The organism is Pedobacter sp. AK017, from assembly GCF_014200825.1.
Classification (GTDB): Bacteria; Bacteroidota; Bacteroidia; order Sphingobacteriales; family Sphingobacteriaceae; genus Pedobacter; species Pedobacter heparinus.
The window spans coordinates 44438-59880 of sequence record NZ_JACHCW010000017.1 but is presented as its reverse complement, the minus strand read 5'-3'; the positions used below and the strand labels follow the sequence as shown (position 1 = coordinate 59880).

At 41.1% G+C, this 15443-nt stretch carries 14 protein-coding genes; all 14 read right to left on the bottom strand.

Translation table 11 applies throughout. The features are described from left to right. Positions 1–14: 14 nt before the first annotated feature. The gene (locus HDC92_RS20655) at positions 15–959 is read right to left on the bottom strand and encodes a cell division protein FtsQ/DivIB (protein ID WP_015809127.1); all 945 of its coding nucleotides are present in this window, start codon (positions 957–959) and stop codon (positions 15–17) included. Further along, complete coding sequence (murC, locus tag HDC92_RS20650; RefSeq protein ID WP_183876918.1) at positions 952–2307, bottom strand: UDP-N-acetylmuramate--L-alanine ligase; 1356 nt, start codon at positions 2305–2307, stop codon at positions 952–954. The genes HDC92_RS20655 and murC overlap by 8 nt, the downstream gene beginning before the upstream one ends. Beyond that, positions 2307–3422 carry an undecaprenyldiphospho-muramoylpentapeptide beta-N-acetylglucosaminyltransferase gene (gene murG, locus HDC92_RS20645; RefSeq protein ID WP_183876917.1) on the bottom strand — a complete coding sequence of 372 codons (1116 nt, stop codon included), beginning with the start codon at positions 3420–3422 and terminating at the stop codon, positions 2307–2309. The genes murC and murG overlap by 1 nt, the downstream gene beginning before the upstream one ends. Before the next feature lie 10 nt (positions 3423–3432). After that, positions 3433–4599: an FtsW/RodA/SpoVE family cell cycle protein gene (locus HDC92_RS20640; protein WP_015809130.1), complete on the bottom strand. Its 1167-nt coding sequence runs from the start codon at positions 4597–4599 to the stop codon at positions 3433–3435. 3 nt (positions 4600–4602) lie between these two features. Next, positions 4603–5946, bottom strand: a complete 1344-nt coding sequence (murD, locus tag HDC92_RS20635; protein ID WP_183876916.1) for a UDP-N-acetylmuramoyl-L-alanine--D-glutamate ligase — start codon at positions 5944–5946, stop codon at positions 4603–4605. Beyond that, the gene (mraY, locus tag HDC92_RS20630; protein ID WP_183876915.1) at positions 5946–7193 is read right to left on the bottom strand and encodes a phospho-N-acetylmuramoyl-pentapeptide-transferase; all 1248 of its coding nucleotides are present in this window, start codon (positions 7191–7193) and stop codon (positions 5946–5948) included. Before mraY ends, murD begins: the two co-directional genes overlap by 1 nt. Then, on the bottom strand, positions 7193–8650 hold the full coding sequence (locus HDC92_RS20625; RefSeq protein WP_183876914.1) for a UDP-N-acetylmuramoyl-L-alanyl-D-glutamate--2,6-diaminopimelate ligase: 1458 nt from the start codon (positions 8648–8650) through the stop codon (positions 7193–7195). The genes mraY and HDC92_RS20625 overlap by 1 nt, the downstream gene beginning before the upstream one ends. A gap of 1 nt (position 8651) precedes the next feature. Further along, the gene (locus tag HDC92_RS20620; protein ID WP_183876913.1) at positions 8652–10745 is read right to left on the bottom strand and encodes a penicillin-binding protein; all 2094 of its coding nucleotides are present in this window, start codon (positions 10743–10745) and stop codon (positions 8652–8654) included. After that, positions 10735–11154: an FtsL-like putative cell division protein gene (locus tag HDC92_RS20615; RefSeq protein ID WP_015809135.1), complete on the bottom strand. Its 420-nt coding sequence runs from the start codon at positions 11152–11154 to the stop codon at positions 10735–10737. The genes HDC92_RS20620 and HDC92_RS20615 overlap by 11 nt, the downstream gene beginning before the upstream one ends. Beyond that, positions 11151–12056 (bottom strand): 16S rRNA (cytosine(1402)-N(4))-methyltransferase RsmH, encoded by a 906-nt coding sequence (gene rsmH, locus HDC92_RS20610; RefSeq protein WP_183876912.1) that lies wholly within the window; start codon positions 12054–12056, stop codon positions 11151–11153. The genes HDC92_RS20615 and rsmH overlap by 4 nt, the downstream gene beginning before the upstream one ends. Beyond that, positions 12046–12519, bottom strand: a complete 474-nt coding sequence (mraZ, locus tag HDC92_RS20605; protein WP_183876911.1) for a division/cell wall cluster transcriptional repressor MraZ — start codon at positions 12517–12519, stop codon at positions 12046–12048. The genes rsmH and mraZ overlap by 11 nt, the downstream gene beginning before the upstream one ends. Positions 12520–12720: 201 nt before the next feature. Beyond that, positions 12721–13914 carry a phosphoglycerate kinase gene (locus HDC92_RS20600; protein ID WP_015809138.1) on the bottom strand — a complete coding sequence of 398 codons (1194 nt, stop codon included), beginning with the start codon at positions 13912–13914 and terminating at the stop codon, positions 12721–12723. A gap of 45 nt (positions 13915–13959) precedes the next feature. Then, positions 13960–14391, bottom strand: coding sequence for a GNAT family N-acetyltransferase (locus HDC92_RS20595; RefSeq protein ID WP_183876910.1), 432 nt, complete (start codon positions 14389–14391; stop codon positions 13960–13962). Further along, a complete protein-coding gene (gap, locus tag HDC92_RS20590) occupies positions 14384–15379 on the bottom strand; it encodes a type I glyceraldehyde-3-phosphate dehydrogenase (protein ID WP_015809140.1) in 996 nt (331 codons plus the stop codon). Before gap ends, HDC92_RS20595 begins: the two co-directional genes overlap by 8 nt. Between the last annotated feature and the right edge of the window lie 64 nt (positions 15380–15443).

Here is a 15443-nt window from a genome sequence, read left to right as displayed (position 1 = left end):
TGTTGAGTTTATTATTAATTGTTTTTCCTGGTATCTGTTTTAATCTTTTCTTTTTTACCTTCCGTATTTCCTTCATCCTGCATTTCCTGGGCAATTTGCCTGCGCACTGCCGAATCAATGGCTACCTGATATTGCTTAGCTGTATCTATACGATCTTTGATCACCTTACCTGTTAAAGAATCTATTTTATTCTTTTCGCACACAATCTGGTTCGTATATTTTACATTAATGGTCTTATAAGTATCCCAGCCAACTTTTGGCATCGCTTTCTTATAAAAAACCAATAAGTTTCTCATCTTGGTCTCCAGCGAATCGGCACTACCCAGAATAATGCGCTGATTTCCTACCCTCGGCACCAGCTCTATATCCTGTTTGTCATTTACATACAACTGTTCAATCTGTGCGTCCCAAAGTGTATCCTGTTTAATGAACAAAGCCACTTTATACAAATCACCGGCCAGTTTCGTAACCAATGTATCTACCTTACCACTAAAATGTTCAGGGATATTGCCATTGGCCACCAGCACATTTGCTGTAAAATTTGGAGAAACCGGCATTTTAAGGCCGTATTTATCCACATAATAATCCTGACCATTTGTGTTGATCAGCCTTAAAACAGGTTGGCGTTGCCTAACCTTAATTTGGATCACACCATTCATATCGGCATAAACCGTTGCATAAGCAATATATGGGTTTGCAATGATATCTTTTTCAATTTGTTGCAGGTTAATATTGCTCAGGTGCCGACCTACCAATTTGCCTTGACTTTGTTTTAAAATGGCATCGATTTCTTCACGTTCTATAAAGTTATCCGCACCGGGAATTAGTATTTTAACATCAGTACAAACTACTGTTTTCTTTTTTCCATCCACAAAACTCATGAGCACAACAAGACCGGCCAGACAAATTATCCAGGCAAAACATTTAAAAACCGATTTCCAGTTAATCCTTTTAAACATCTCTCAAAATGGCTTTAAGTGGTTGTATCAATGTGTCTATATCTCCTGCACCTACTGTTAAAAGTAATTCAGGTTTTGTATTTTTTATCTGTTCTATCACTAAATCTTTTCCACATATCCTCTTGCTTTTCAAGGACATCTTATCCAGCAAAAACTGCGAATTTATCCCTGATAAAGGCAATTCCCTGGCCGGATATATTTCCAGTAGCAGCAGTTCATCTACAGTGCTTAAAACTTTTGCAAATTCAGCTGCAAAGTCGCGTGTGCGCGTAAAAAGATGCGGCTGAAAGATGACCGTTAACTTTTTATCAGGATACAATTGTCGTACCGCATCAAAGCAAGCCCTTAATTCTTCTGGATGATGGGCATAATCATCAATATAAATGTGATCCGGCGTATTCACTATGTACTCAAATCTTCTTTTAACCCCTGTAAAAGAAGCTATTGCCGCTTTTATCTTATGGTGGTCAATACCCAGTTTAAGCGCTACAGCAATTGCGGCTACTGCATTCTCAACATTATGTTTGCCTGGCAGCATGAGTTGTATATCGCTGATTATCAGATCAGTATCAACATAATCAAACACAAACTTCGAACCTTCTACCCTGATGTTTTGTCCCTTAATCTGTGAATCCTGTCCAACACTGTAACTGAGCCCGGCTGTCAAAGGAAGCCCCTTACGCACAAGCAATGTGCCATGTGGCTTCAACTGTTTTGCAAATAGACCAAAAGATTCATGCAGATGAGCAGCATCGCCATAAATATCCAGGTGATCTGCATCCATTGAAGTTATCACAGCCAGATCAGGGTGAAGTGTCAGGAAAGAACGGTCGTATTCATCAGCCTCAACTACAACGACGTTATTGTTTCCGATAATAAAATTGCTGTTATAATTACTGGCAATCCCACCCAAAAAAGCTGTACATCCATATCCGCTATCTATTAAAACATGGGCTACAATAGATGAAGTAGTGGTTTTTCCATGTGTACCTGCCACAGCTATACAAAACTGTCCTTTACTGATGATACCTAAAACCTCAGAACGCTTCTTTAAAATAAAGCCATTGTCTTTAAAGTGATTTAATATTTCGGAATTCTTTGGTATTGCTGGTGTATAAACAATCAGTGTATCGCTGTTATTTGCTAAAAAGCACACGGGCAATACAGCAGCATCATCAAGATAAGACACCAAAATGCCTTCCTGTTCCAAAGCAACAGTCAAATTTGTACGTGTTTTGTCGTAACCACAAACTACACACCCTCTTTTTGCAAAATACCTGGCAATGGCACTCATGCCAATCCCACCAATTCCCACAAAATAAACGCGCTGTATATGATTCAGTTCCATCAGTTCTTCCCCTCCTTTCCGGCAAGTAACATCACTTGCTTTGCAATCCTGTCATCAGCATCTGGCAGGGCCATTTTGCCAATATTTTCTGCATACATTTTACTCCGCTCTTTATCATTAAGCAAATTCAAGGCTTCCGTTACCAGCGTATCCTCGGCCGACCGGTCGGCAATTAAAAGTGCAGCATTGTTTTTTACCAGTGCCATTGCATTTTTTGTCTGATGGTCTTCGGCCACATTAGGTGATGGCACCAGTATAACCGGCTTTTTGATCAGACACAATTCTGCGATAGTCCCGGCTCCCGCCCTTGAAACAATTACATCAGCAGCAGCGTAAGCCAGGTCCATTTTGTTCAAAAATTCAAGTATGCGGACATTAGGATGAAAATCTAAACCCAGTCGTTCTGCAATACCTTTGTAATAAGATTTACCAGTCTGCCAGATCAGCTGAACATCTGCATCCAATATTTCAAGAATATGTTTTTCAATGCTCTTGTTTAAAGTTCCGGCGCCTAGGCTACCACCTGTAACCAGTATCGTTTTCTTCAAAGGATCCAGTTTCAGCAGCTCCGCACCGGCATAGTGCTTGTTTAAAATGTCCACCACATCCTTCCGTACAGGGTTACCTGTTTTCAGCAGGTTTGCCGCAGGAAAAAATTGTTCCATTCCGTCAAATGCCACACAAACCTTAGCTGCATTTTTACCAAGCCACTTATTGGTCATGCCGGCATAGGAGTTTTGCTCCTGTATCAGGTAAGGGATTTTTTTTACCGATGCAGCAAATAAAATTGGCCCTGATGCATATCCACCAACACCAACTACTACATCGGGTTTAAAATCAGCGATCAACTGCAGGGCTTTACGTATACTACCCATTAATTTAAATGGCAGACTTAAATTTTTGGTAATAGAGCCTCTTTGTATACCACTGATATTTAAACCGATAATTTTATAACCGGCAGCCGGAACCTTTTCCATTTCCATCCTGCCTGCAGCACCAACAAATAAAATTTCACATCCAGGCTCCATGCGCTTTAGCGCATTGGCTATAGATATGGCCGGGAATATGTGCCCGCCGGTACCACCACCTGAAATAATTATCCTTGCTGGTCTCATTATTTTATATTTATGCCATTGCAGGTATTTCACCTACAATCACTTTTTTACTTCCTTTCTCCTCCACATCCCTGCTTACACTTAATATAATGCCAAATGCAATACTGGTAAACAATATTGATGTTCCACCCATACTTACCAGGGGCAACGGAACACCTGTAACCGGACCTAAACCAACAGCAACAGCCATATTGGCAAATGCCTGAATGGTTAAACTAAAGCTCAGCCCTGCCGCAAGCAATGCCCCAAAGGCTTTCGGGCTTTGGGTCACAATCCTTACACAACGGTACAATAGCACCAGGTACAGAACAATCATCATTACTGCACCAATTACACCGTACTCTTCCACAATAATGGAAAAAATAAAATCCGAATAAGGGTGCGGAAGAAAGTTCCTCTGTGTACTGTTTCCGGGACCTTTTCCAAAAAAACCACCTGTTGCCAGTGCAATTTTGGATTGATCGGCCTGGTAGGTCTTGTCTGAATGTTGCTGCTCCGGATGTAAAAACGATTTGATCCTTGATTCGTAAGTGGCAGCCCTTGGGCCCAGAAACACAATGAACAATAACAAGACAGAACCACCTGCACAAACCATCAGGATCTGCTTAATACTGATCCTTCCAATGATCAGCAGCAAAATACTTACTCCAAAAAGCATCAGTGCGGTAGACAGGTTTGCCCATGCAATGAGTGCAAACACTACACATACCGAACCCATTATAGGGATAAAAGCTTTTTTTACATCTTTAATATTTTCCTGCTTCCTGGTCAGCATCCTGGCTAGAAAAGTAATCAAGGCCAGTTTAGCCAAATCGGATGTTTGAAAAGTCAATCCTATAACCGGAATTTTCACCCAGCGTGAGGCGTCGTTAATGTGCTCTCCAAACGCCGCAGTATAAAACAGCAGCGGAATGGTAATAATCATCAGGATCTTTGAAATCCCGGCATAATATTTATAATCCAGCAAATGGGCAATGTAGATCATACCAATACCCAGAATAACGAAAATAACATGTTTATACAATAAATACCGCTCTACCGTAACCCCTTTTTTATAGGCAATAGCACCAGTAGCACTGTACACTGTAAGGATGGAGATCATGGACAAGAGGATAATGATCAGCCAGATCCAGCGGTCTCCTTTTGTTTTATCTAAAATTGTATTTATTGCAATCATAACCTATAATTCTTTAACTGCCGCCTTAAACTGGTTGCCCCTGTCCTCATAATTCTTAAACAGGTCAAAACTTGCACAAGCAGGCGACAACAGCACTGTATTCCCTTTTTTGGCCAGATGATAGGCCACCTGAACTGCCTCATGAGCAGAAAACGTGTTTACAATAATTTCTACATCATCTTCAAAAGCCTCATGGATCCGCTTATTGTCTTTACCTAAACATACAATTGCCTTAACCTTCTGACGGACCATATCCTTCAACATATCATAATCATTCCCTTTATCTACCCCACCCATAATCAGGATCACATCGGTTCCTACACTTTCCAGCGCATACCAGGTAGAATTTACGTTTGTTGCCTTTGAATCGTTGATATAATCAACACCGGAAATCCTCGCAACATGCTCCAGTCTGTGTTCAATGTTCTTAAAATCCCCCATACTCTCGCGTATAGCGGTATTTCTGATATCTAATACCTTAGCTACTATGCCCGATGCCATAGAGTTATAAATATTGTGCTTTCCCTGCAGGGCTAATTCTGTAATAGACATGGTTAATTGATCGTTTAGGTTTATATTGATGTGTATGTTGTTGCTTTCCAGATAGGCTCCCTTTTCGATTTTTTCCCGGATGGAAAAAGGATATGTTTTTGAATCCACCTTAACATTTTTTAACACTTTTAAAGTTTCTTCGTCATCAGCACAGTAAATAAAAATATCTTCACCGGTCTGATTTTGCGTAATGCGCATTTTTGATGCAGCATAATTACCCAATTTATAGTCGTACCTGTCTAAATGATCGGGTGTTATGTTTAACAGCACAGCTATATCCGCTTTGAAATCATACATATCATCCAGCATAAAGCTAGATATCTCCAGTACATACCAGTCAAAATCAGCACTAGCCACCTGCGCGGCAAAGCTATGCCCGATATTCCCTGCAAGCCCTACGTTTAAACCTGCATTTTTCAGAATATGGTAAGTTAACATGGTAGTAGTGGTCTTACCATTAGACCCCGTAATGCATATAGTTTTTGCTTTCGTATACCGTTTTGCAAATTCAATTTCAGAAAGCACCGGAATATTCCGGGATCTTATCTCTTTAATGATACCGGCTGTATCAGGTATACCGGGACTTTTAATCACTTCAACCGCTTTCAGGATCTCGGCTGCCGTATGCGTGTTTTCTTCAAATACAATGTTCAGCGCCTGAAGCTTTTCCTTGTATTGTGAAGGAATTGTGCCAAAATCTGATACGAATACATCATAACCATACTTCTGGGCCAGCATTGCCGCACCTACCCCGCTTTCTCCCGCTCCCAGAATTGCTATCCTTTTCTTTTCCATTAGCGTAGTTTTAAAGTGATAATGGTTATAATGGCCAGCAAAATCCCGATAATCCAGAAGCGCGTAACAATTTTAGCTTCGTGATATCCCTTTTTCTGATAGTGGTGATGTAAGGGCGACATTAAGAATATCCTTCGTCCTTCACCAAATTTTTTCCTGGTATACTTGAAATAAGATACCTGCATAATTACCGATACCAGCTCAATCAGGAACAAACCACATAAGATCGGGATCAAAAGCTCCTTACGGATCATAATGGCAAAAGAAGCAATGATGCCTCCAATGGCTAAACTTCCGGTATCGCCCATAAACACCTGCGCAGGATAGGAGTTGTACCAAAGGAAGCCAACACAGGCCCCAACAAACGCACCTGCAAAGATCATGAGCTCTCCCGAATTGGGGATGTACATGATATTGAGGTAATCAGCAATCACTGTATTACCAGAAACATAGGCCAATAAACCCAGTGTAATACCAATAATAGCGGACGTACCTGTTGCCAGCCCATCTATACCATCGGTAATATTAGCCCCATTTGAAACCGCAGTAATGATAAATACAGTAAAGGCAAGGAATACCATAAATGCATATTTCTCATACCCCGGACCTAAAAACTTAAGCACTTTGGCATAATCAAACTCATTGTTCTTATAAAAAGGAACATTCGTTAAGGTTGATTTCACATCCTGTGTATAATAAAAGTTCTCTCCTTTTTGCCTCAATACCATAGGGGCTGCCGCTTTAGAAACATTGGTTTCATCCACTGTTTGCCGTACCACAATATTGGGGTTGAAATACATTGTCCAGCCTATGATCAGCGCCAGGCCTACCTGACCAACTATCTTAAACCTGCCTGCTAAACCTTCTTTGTTCTTTTTAAAAACCTTAATGTAATCATCAACAAAACCAATTACCCCCATCCATATTGTAGTCACGATCATCAGTATCACATAAACATTGGTTAAGTTAGCCAATAGTAATGTTGGCACCAGAATACCCAGCAGGATGATGATCCCACCCATTGTTGGGGTACCTTGTTTTTGCATCTGCCCTTCCAGCCCCAGGTTCCTGACAGTTTCGCCAACCTGCATTTTTTGCAGGTAATTGATCAGTCTCCGGCCGTAAACTGTGGTAATGATAAGGGATATAATGATGGCTAATGATGTGCGGAAAGTGATGTACTGAAACAACCTCAGTCCGGGAAAATCATAATGTTGATTCAGATATTCAAATAAATAGTATAACATTAGCTGATTAAGTTTAGTTGTTCGGTTAATATTTCCTTATCATCAAAATGATACCTCACCCCATTTATTTCCTGGTATTTCTCATGTCCTTTTCCCGCCAGCAATATAATGTCACCTGGTCTGGCCAAATGACATGCTGTTTTAATCGCCTCTTTTCTGTCTACTATGCTTAAAGTTTTACGCTTGTTTGTTGGCGAAACACCTTTTTCCATTTCCTCCACTATCGTTTGCGGGTTTTCCGTTCTTGGATTGTCAGAAGTGAGGATCACCTTATCACTCCAGTCGCAGGCTACCTGGGCCATAATGGGACGCTTGGTCTTATCCCTGTCGCCACCACAACCTATAATGGTAATTACCTGCTCCGTTCCTTTTCTGATATCCTGTATTGTACTCAGCACATTCTGAACTGCATCAGGCGTATGTGCATAATCAACTATTCCAATAATATGCTGACTGGAAGTAATGTAATCAAAACGGCCTTCTGCCCCGGTTAAATTACTCAATAAAGTCAGCACATCCAGCTTCTCCTGACCAAGCAATACCGCTGTACCATAAACAGCCAATAAGTTATAGGCATTAAAAGATCCTACCAGTTTAAAGAAAACATCTGCATCATCTATATCCAGGTGCAAACCTTTAAAACTATTCTCGATCACCTTGGCCTTAAAATCAGCAAGCTGCTTCAGGGCATAGGTCTTTTTAGCAGCTCTTGTATTCTGCAGCATGACCATACCATTCTTATCGTCCAGATTGGTCAGTGCAAAAGCCGATGCCGGCAAGGCATCAAAAAATGCTTTCTTGGCTTTTATATACTGATCAAAGGTTTTGTGAAAATCCAGATGATCATGGGTGATATTAGAAAATACCCCACCAGCAAAGCTCAAACCTTCTATTCTATGTTGAACGACAGCATGGGAACTCACTTCCATAAAACAATAATCACAACCTGCATCCACCATATCCTGTAAAAGCGCATTTAAAGCCAGCGGATCAGGTGTGGTATGTGTTGCAGGAATAACCTCATCATTGATGTGGTTTTCAACAGTTGAGATCAGACCAACTTTATAGCCCAATGCCCTGAAAAGTTTAAAAAGCAATGTGGCAATAGTTGTTTTACCATTTGTACCTGTAATGCCAGTCAGCTGCAGTTTTTCAGAAGGGTTTCCATAAAAATTAGCAGCCATCCTACCCAATGCTACAGCACTGTTCGCTACCTGGATATAGGTAACATCAGGAGCAATTTCAGCTGGTAATACCTCGCAAATAACTACCCCGGCACCTGCGCTAACTGTAGCAGCAATATAGGTATGTCCATCAGCTAATGTACCCTTTATGGCAAAAAATGCAGCATCTTTTATAACCTGTCGGGAATCAAATACCAAAGCACTTACCTTCCTGTTGGTTATACCAATCTGGTCAGTTATAGTTACACCATATAAAATATCCTGCAGCTGCATGTTATTGTAAATCAATTTGTACCAACAATCCTTTTCCTATTTTATTCCCGGCAGGAATAGATTGGCTAATCACCTTTCCGCTTCCCTTTACCCTGGCTTTTAACCCTGCATTTCCCAAAAGGTATAAGGCATTTTTTAAGCCCATTCCGTTCACATTTGGCATCAGCCCTTTAATCGTGTTGTATTCCTCATAAGCTACCCCATTATTGGTATCGATACCATTGGATCTGGCCGCATATAGCGCTTTAACACCTAAAGCATTGTAAACCCGCTTAACCGATTTACTCTCTCCTGCTTTAGCTTCCGGATTGGTGGTATTACCCACCAAACGCTCCGGAATGTTGTTATACATCTCCATATCGCTGGCATAAATACGGTCGGCAATTTCTTTAAATACCGGTCCGGCAACCGTTGCCCCATAATAGCCGTTCTTTGGTCCGTTAATAGATACTATAATTGAATATTTCGGTTTATCTGCCGGAAAATACCCACAAAAAGAGGCCTGATAGCTCTTATTCCGCTTATATCCACCATTGCCATCCGCCACCTGTGCCGTACCAGTCTTACCGGCTACCCTGTATAATGGCGAACCCATCAACTTACCTGTACCCTTTGTTACCACCGATTCCAACATAGCCTGTAATTTTTTAATGGTTTTTTCAGAGCATATACGATCAGCAATTACCCTGGCATGGAATTGTTCGATTGGATTTCCCAAACGCCTGATCTCTTTCACAAAAATCGGTGCAATATATTTCCCATCATTGGCTACAGCATTGTAAAATGCCAGCATCTGCAACGGTGTAATCTGCATCTCATAACCATACGCCATTTGCGGCAGGGTCATGTTCTTGTTCCAGCTTTTAAATGAAGGATTTTTTATCACCGGCCTGGCCTCTCCTGGTATCTGTAAGTCCAGCTTTTCATTCATGTGAATTTTATACAGATGGTCTGTAAACTGCGAGGGATTATCCTGATAGTGCGCATTAACCAGTTTGGCAACCGCGGTATTTGCTGATTGCTCAAAAGCTTTCATTACTGTAACCGTTCCTATGCCACCATGTGAATCTTTAATGGTATGTCCCGGAATCCTGTAAGTTCCGTCACCCGTTGCCACCAATGTATTGGTATCTACTTTTTTATCTTCCAGCAAAGCCATATAAGAAGCCAGTTTAAATGTAGAACCGGGATCCTGACTTCCACCAATGGCATAATTAAATTTTTCCTCATATACGCCTTTGCTAACCCTTGTATAATTGGCAACCGCGCGTACTTCACCAGAACCTACTTCCATCAGAATTACTGTTCCATGATCTGCATCACTTAATTTCAACTGTTTTTCCAATGCACTCTGAACAAGATCCTGCATATTGATGTCAATGGTCGATATGATATCAGCACCTTCTTTAGGTGCCACTTCAGCCTCATCATTAACAGGCATCCAAACACCCCCGGCAATACGCTGCACCAATCTTTTACCGCTCTCGCCGTTAATATATTCTTTATAAGCACCCTCTAGCCCCACACCATTCGCTACATTCTCATTTTTATAACCAATGGTCCTTGCTGCAAGAAATTTAAACGGCCTGATCCTTTTATTTTGCTGTACAGCAATTAACCCACCGGTATATTTACCTACATTATATAAAGGAAAAGTTCTTACCACCTTCAATTCCTGATAGCCAACTTTTCGCTTGATCAACAGATAACGTGCACTATCACGTCTGGCAGAACGCAGGTAACGGGAATATTCTTTAGGTGTTTTATCTTTAAAAAATTGCGACAGCCTGAGCCCAAGTGAATCCACTTTCTCATTAAATAGATCATTATCCTGTATTCCGCCGGCAAGCATATCCATCCTCAACTCATATTCAGGAATTGAGGTTGCCAGCAAACTTCCATCCACAGAATAAATATTGCCGCGTGCAGCCTCAATATTGATATACTTTGTAGAGAGACTATCGGCCATGGCACGCCATTTATGTCCCTCCACAAATTGTACATCGCATAGTCTGACCAGTACTGCCACGGCAAGCAGTACAATCAGCCCGAAAGCCAGATAAACACGTAGTAATATGTTGTCTCTAATATTCATTACTGTTTATTACAATTTTTTTAGGTGGTTCCGTTAATTCTTTAATTCCCAGTGTATCCACTTTTTTCGCTACTTCAGTTAACTTACTTTTAAACATCAGGTCGGCCTTGAGCGACTTATACTCCCAGCTCAGCTCTTTCACTTCCTTATTTAACTTATCAATATTCCTTACATTCTTAACTGCTGTATGGCTGTTCGCGATATACAGCATACACAAAACCGATAGAAATATTAAAAACGGCAACATCTCCGTTGCAGCTTCCTTACTCACCACCCCCTCAGTAAATAATTTCCTGAAAAAGGCATTGCTGTTTTCAGGCTCTTTTCTCTTGAGCCGGGGCTGTTCCTCCCGTTCAAGATCCTCCTCTTCCGGCTCTTCCTCTATCCTTGTTCTAAACTGGTTATTCATAGCCTTTCCCCCACTCTTAATTTAGCACTTCGCGCCCGGCTATTTCTTTCCAGCTCTTCCGCATCTGCAACAATCGCCTTCCTGGTAACCGCCTTAAAAGGCTTTTGCTCATTGCCAAAAAAATCTTTATCCACCTCTCCCCGAAACTTACCTTTTGCAATAAAGTTCTTTACCGGCCTGTCCTCCAGCGAATGATATGACATTACCACCAAACGCCCCCCAGGCTTAATCACATCAGCAGTCTGGCTCAAAAAATTCTCCAGCACCTCCATCTCTGCATTCACCTCAATACGCAGGGCCTGAAAAACCTGCGCCATATATTTATGCTCTTTACCTTTAGGGATATGAGCAGCAGCAACCGCCTTAAAATCAGCAAGCGTTAAAACAGGTCTTTCCACCCTACCCGTCACAATGGCCCTGGCCAATGATTTCGCATTTTTTACCTCACCATAAATACCAAAAATTTTATGCAATTGATCTTCTGTATAAGTATTCAAAACTTCCGCAGCAGTCAGCTTTCCCTGTTTATCCATCCGCATATCCAGCGCAGCATCAAACCTGGTCGAAAAACCACGTTCCGGTTCATTAAACTGATGCGAAGAAACACCAAGATCAGCCAGAATGCCATCCACAGCTTTAAAGCCCAGCAACCTCAGGTTATTTTTAAGGAAGGCAAAATTCTGATCCACAAAGTGAAAACGGGGATCATCAATTTCATTTCTCCGCGCATCGGGATCCTGATCAAATGCGATCAGCACACCTTTATCACCCAATTTTTTAAGTATCTCTCTTGAATGCCCTCCACCACCAAAAGTAACATCAACATACACCCCTTCAGGTCTGATATTTAAACCATCTATACATGCTGCCAACAAAACAGGAACGTGATAATTATTTTCCATCTTCCCCCCTGTTTTTATTGCCCATTACTTCCTGAGCAAGAAATGCAAAATTCTCAGGCTCTTTATCAAATAAAGCTTCATAGGTTTTTTTAGACCACACCTCAACCTTATCAAACTGACAGGCCAAAACCAGGTCATCACTAATTTCAATCCCCACAGATTCCAATAAAGATTTTGGTAAATTCACCCTTCCGGCAGCATCAAGCGTCAAAGACGTCGCACCGCGGGTAAAATATCTGATAAATTCTCTCGTTTTTGGCTCATATTGGTTCAACTTACTCAGCTCTTCGACCATGCCTTCCCACACATTTTTTGGATAAAGCACCAGATGCTTCTCAAAACCACGGTTAATGACAAGCCCCTCAGCCTCAACATTAGGCAATTGTTTTTTCAGATTCGAAGGGACCATCAAGCGGCCTTTCGCATCCAATTTACAATCAAATTCTCCTAATAGTTGAACCATTTTTATATGTATACTTTTTATGTAGTGTAAAAATAGATATTTCTACCACTTTTTACCACATTCTACCACAAAAAATTATCAACATATTTCATACCAACATTTTTCGGCCTTTAAATCATTAAAAACGCAGAAAATACGGTGGTAAACAAAAACAGGCGTTTCGAAAAAACGAAACGCCTGTCCTGAAAATCATGCTATAGGCTAATCGTTAATTGCCTTAACACCAGGCAGCTCCTTACCTTCCATATATTCCAGCAAAGCCCCACCACCGGTAGAAACATAACTTACCTTATCTTCCAAATTGAATTTTGCAATTGCAGCGGCAGAATCACCCCCGCCAATTAAAGAGAAAGCACCGTTATTTTGCGTTGCAGCAACTACTGCATCAGCAATGGCACGCGTTCCCTGCTCAAAATTAGCCATTTCAAATACCCCCATTGGCCCATTCCACAATAACGTTTTAGAATTGGCAATTACATCAGAAAACAATTTAACGGTTTTTGGGCCTATGTCCAGTCCCATCCAGTCGGCCGGAATTTTACCTGTATCTACCGTTCCTTTACTGGCCTCATTGTCAAACTTATCTGCAATAACAGTATCCAGAGGTAAATATAAATTAACACCTTTAGCCTTAGCTTTTTCCATTAGTTCCAGGCATAGCGCCATTCTATCTTCTTCCAGTAACGAAGTTCCGATCTCACCACCCTTGGCCTTTGCAAAGGTATAAGCCATTCCGCCACCAATAATCAGGTTATCGACCTTCTCCAGTAAACTCTCTATCAATAAAATCTTATCCGACACCTTAGCCCCGCCCATAATGGCTGTAAAAGGCTTCTCGGCACCATGATTTACCTTTTCTGCATTTTTCAACTCCTCCGCCATCAAATAACCAAAGTACTTATCTTTAGGGAAAAACTCAGCTACGATAGCAGTAGATGCATGTGCGCGATGGGCTGTACCAAAAGCATCATTTACATATACGTCGCCCAATTTGGACAATTTTTCCGCAAAAGCCCTGTCACCTTTTTCCTCTTCTTTATAAAAACGTAAGTTCTCTAACAACAAAACCTGTCCTGGCACCAGATTTTTAGCCTTTTCAACTGCATCTGGGCCAATACAATCATCGGCAAATTTTACTTCCAGATCAAGCATCCTCGAAAGGTCACCTAAAATATGTTTTAAAGAGTACTTATCTTCCGGCCCGCCTTTTGGCCTGCCCAGGTGCGACATCAGAATTACTGCTCCACCATCATTCAATATCTTATTAATAGTCGGCAATGCAGCACGCATTCTTTTATCATCGGTAATGTTAAAATCACTATCCAGTGGCACATTAAAATCTACCCTGATTAAAGCCTTTTTATCATTGAAATTGCATTGATCTATTGTTCTCATCTTTAAATTTTGTTTTATTCTAATGGTTTGATTACGTGCTTATTATTACTGAATAATTTTAATCATTTTAAAATGCGGACCTATTCCTGTAACTTCAAATTCTTCAGAAATAAACTCAAAACCCAGCTTCTTATAAAATCCCACTGCCAAACTCCTTGCATCGCACCAAATATAAGAAGCATTAACAGATCTTAACTTATTAATTGCAAATTTTATCAGTTCAGCACCGTACCCTTTACCCATAAATGCTGGATCTGTAGCCATACCACGCAACCTGAAACCTCCTATACCCTGTTCAGCACAGTCTTCAGGATAAAAAGTTGCGATACATACCAGGCTTGTCCCAGCAAAATACCCAAGGTGAAAACCACCTTTTACTTCATCTGCAGGAAAAACACATTGCTCCAACGGGGCATCCTTTCTCAACACCTTACTTCTTAAGGGAAGTGTATCCGTTGCTGCAATATACTTAATCATTGTGCACAGCTATCTTTTCTACCAGATCAACCAAACGGGCCGAATAGCCAGACTCATTGTCGTACCAGCCTACTACTTTTACCAGGTCGCCCACTATAGAGGTCAGCTGTGCGTCAAAAATACAGGAATGCGGGTTATCAAGTATATCAACCGATACAATCGGATCTTCTGTGTATTCTAAAATTGCATGCATTTCATTTTCCGAAGCCTTTTTAAAAGCAGCATTAATGGCTTCCCTGGTCGCATCAGTTTTTAAGATACAGGTAAAATCTGTTAACGAGCCATTCAACACCGGTACCCTGATGCCGGCACCACCAAGCTTTCCCTCCAGTTGAGGAAAAATATTGGTAATGGCTTTTGCTGCACCAGTACTGGTAGGTATAATAGATGCAGAAGCAGCCCTTGCCCTGCGTAAATCTTTATGTGGCGAATCGTGCAGGTTCTGATCACCCGTCATAGAATGTACAGTAGTTATATAACCATCCAGGATACCCCAGTTGTCGTCTAGTATTTTTACCATAGGCGCAACATTGTTTGTCGTACAGGAAGCATTGGACAGTACAGGTGAATTCAGATCTATGTCATTATCATTTACCCCCAGCACAACCATAGGTACATCCTTATCCGCAGACGGTGCGGATATCAATACCTGCTTTGCACCTGCTTTTAAATGCAGTTCGGCACCAAGCCTGTCTGTAAACTTACCGGTAGCTTCCAATACCAGATCTATCTCCAGTTCTGCCCAGGGCAGCTCTTCAGGTTTCACTTTACCATATACCTTAATTTTCCTGCCATTAATGATCAAGGCATCTTCTTCATAACTTACTTCACCTTTAAACCCCCGGTGAACCGTATCATACTTAAAAAGGTGCGCCAGGGTGGCAGGGTCACCAAGATCGTTAATGGCAACTACATTTACATTTCGCTCCAATGCCTTACGTAAAAAAACACGCCCTATTCTTCCAAAACCATTAATTGCTAATTTCATTTTGCCCGTATAAATATTGGGGCAAAAGTACCTATATTCTTTAAGGTAATGGTAGTACAAACGG

What these genes read in the sequence shown, in the direction of transcription:
- mraY (WP_183876915.1), bottom strand. Translation starts at nt 7,193, where the DNA reads ATGTTATACTATTTATTTGAATATCTGAATCAACATTATGATTTTCCC.
- HDC92_RS20620 (WP_183876913.1), bottom strand. Translation starts at nt 10,745, where the DNA reads ATGAATATTAGAGACAACATATTACTACGTGTTTATCTGGCTTTCGGG.
- HDC92_RS20640 (WP_015809130.1), bottom strand. Translation starts at nt 4,599, where the DNA reads ATGATTGCAATAAATACAATTTTAGATAAAACAAAAGGAGACCGCTGG.
- HDC92_RS20595 (WP_183876910.1), bottom strand. Translation starts at nt 14,391, where the DNA reads ATGATTAAGTATATTGCAGCAACGGATACACTTCCCTTAAGAAGTAAG.
- HDC92_RS20655 (WP_015809127.1), bottom strand. Translation starts at nt 959, where the DNA reads ATGTTTAAAAGGATTAACTGGAAATCGGTTTTTAAATGTTTTGCCTGG.
- murC (WP_183876918.1), bottom strand. Translation starts at nt 2,307, where the DNA reads ATGGAACTGAATCATATACAGCGCGTTTATTTTGTGGGAATTGGTGGG.
- HDC92_RS20600 (WP_015809138.1), bottom strand. Translation starts at nt 13,914, where the DNA reads ATGAGAACAATAGATCAATGCAATTTCAATGATAAAAAGGCTTTAATC.
- gap (WP_015809140.1), bottom strand. Translation starts at nt 15,379, where the DNA reads ATGAAATTAGCAATTAATGGTTTTGGAAGAATAGGGCGTGTTTTTTTA.
- mraZ (WP_183876911.1), bottom strand. Translation starts at nt 12,519, where the DNA reads ATGGTTCAACTATTAGGAGAATTTGATTGTAAATTGGATGCGAAAGGC.
- HDC92_RS20615 (WP_015809135.1), bottom strand. Translation starts at nt 11,154, where the DNA reads ATGAATAACCAGTTTAGAACAAGGATAGAGGAAGAGCCGGAAGAGGAG.
- rsmH (WP_183876912.1), bottom strand. Translation starts at nt 12,056, where the DNA reads ATGGAAAATAATTATCACGTTCCTGTTTTGTTGGCAGCATGTATAGAT.
- HDC92_RS20625 (WP_183876914.1), bottom strand. Translation starts at nt 8,650, where the DNA reads ATGCAGCTGCAGGATATTTTATATGGTGTAACTATAACTGACCAGATT.
- murD (WP_183876916.1), bottom strand. Translation starts at nt 5,946, where the DNA reads ATGGAAAAGAAAAGGATAGCAATTCTGGGAGCGGGAGAAAGCGGGGTA.
- murG (WP_183876917.1), bottom strand. Translation starts at nt 3,422, where the DNA reads ATGAGACCAGCAAGGATAATTATTTCAGGTGGTGGTACCGGCGGGCAC.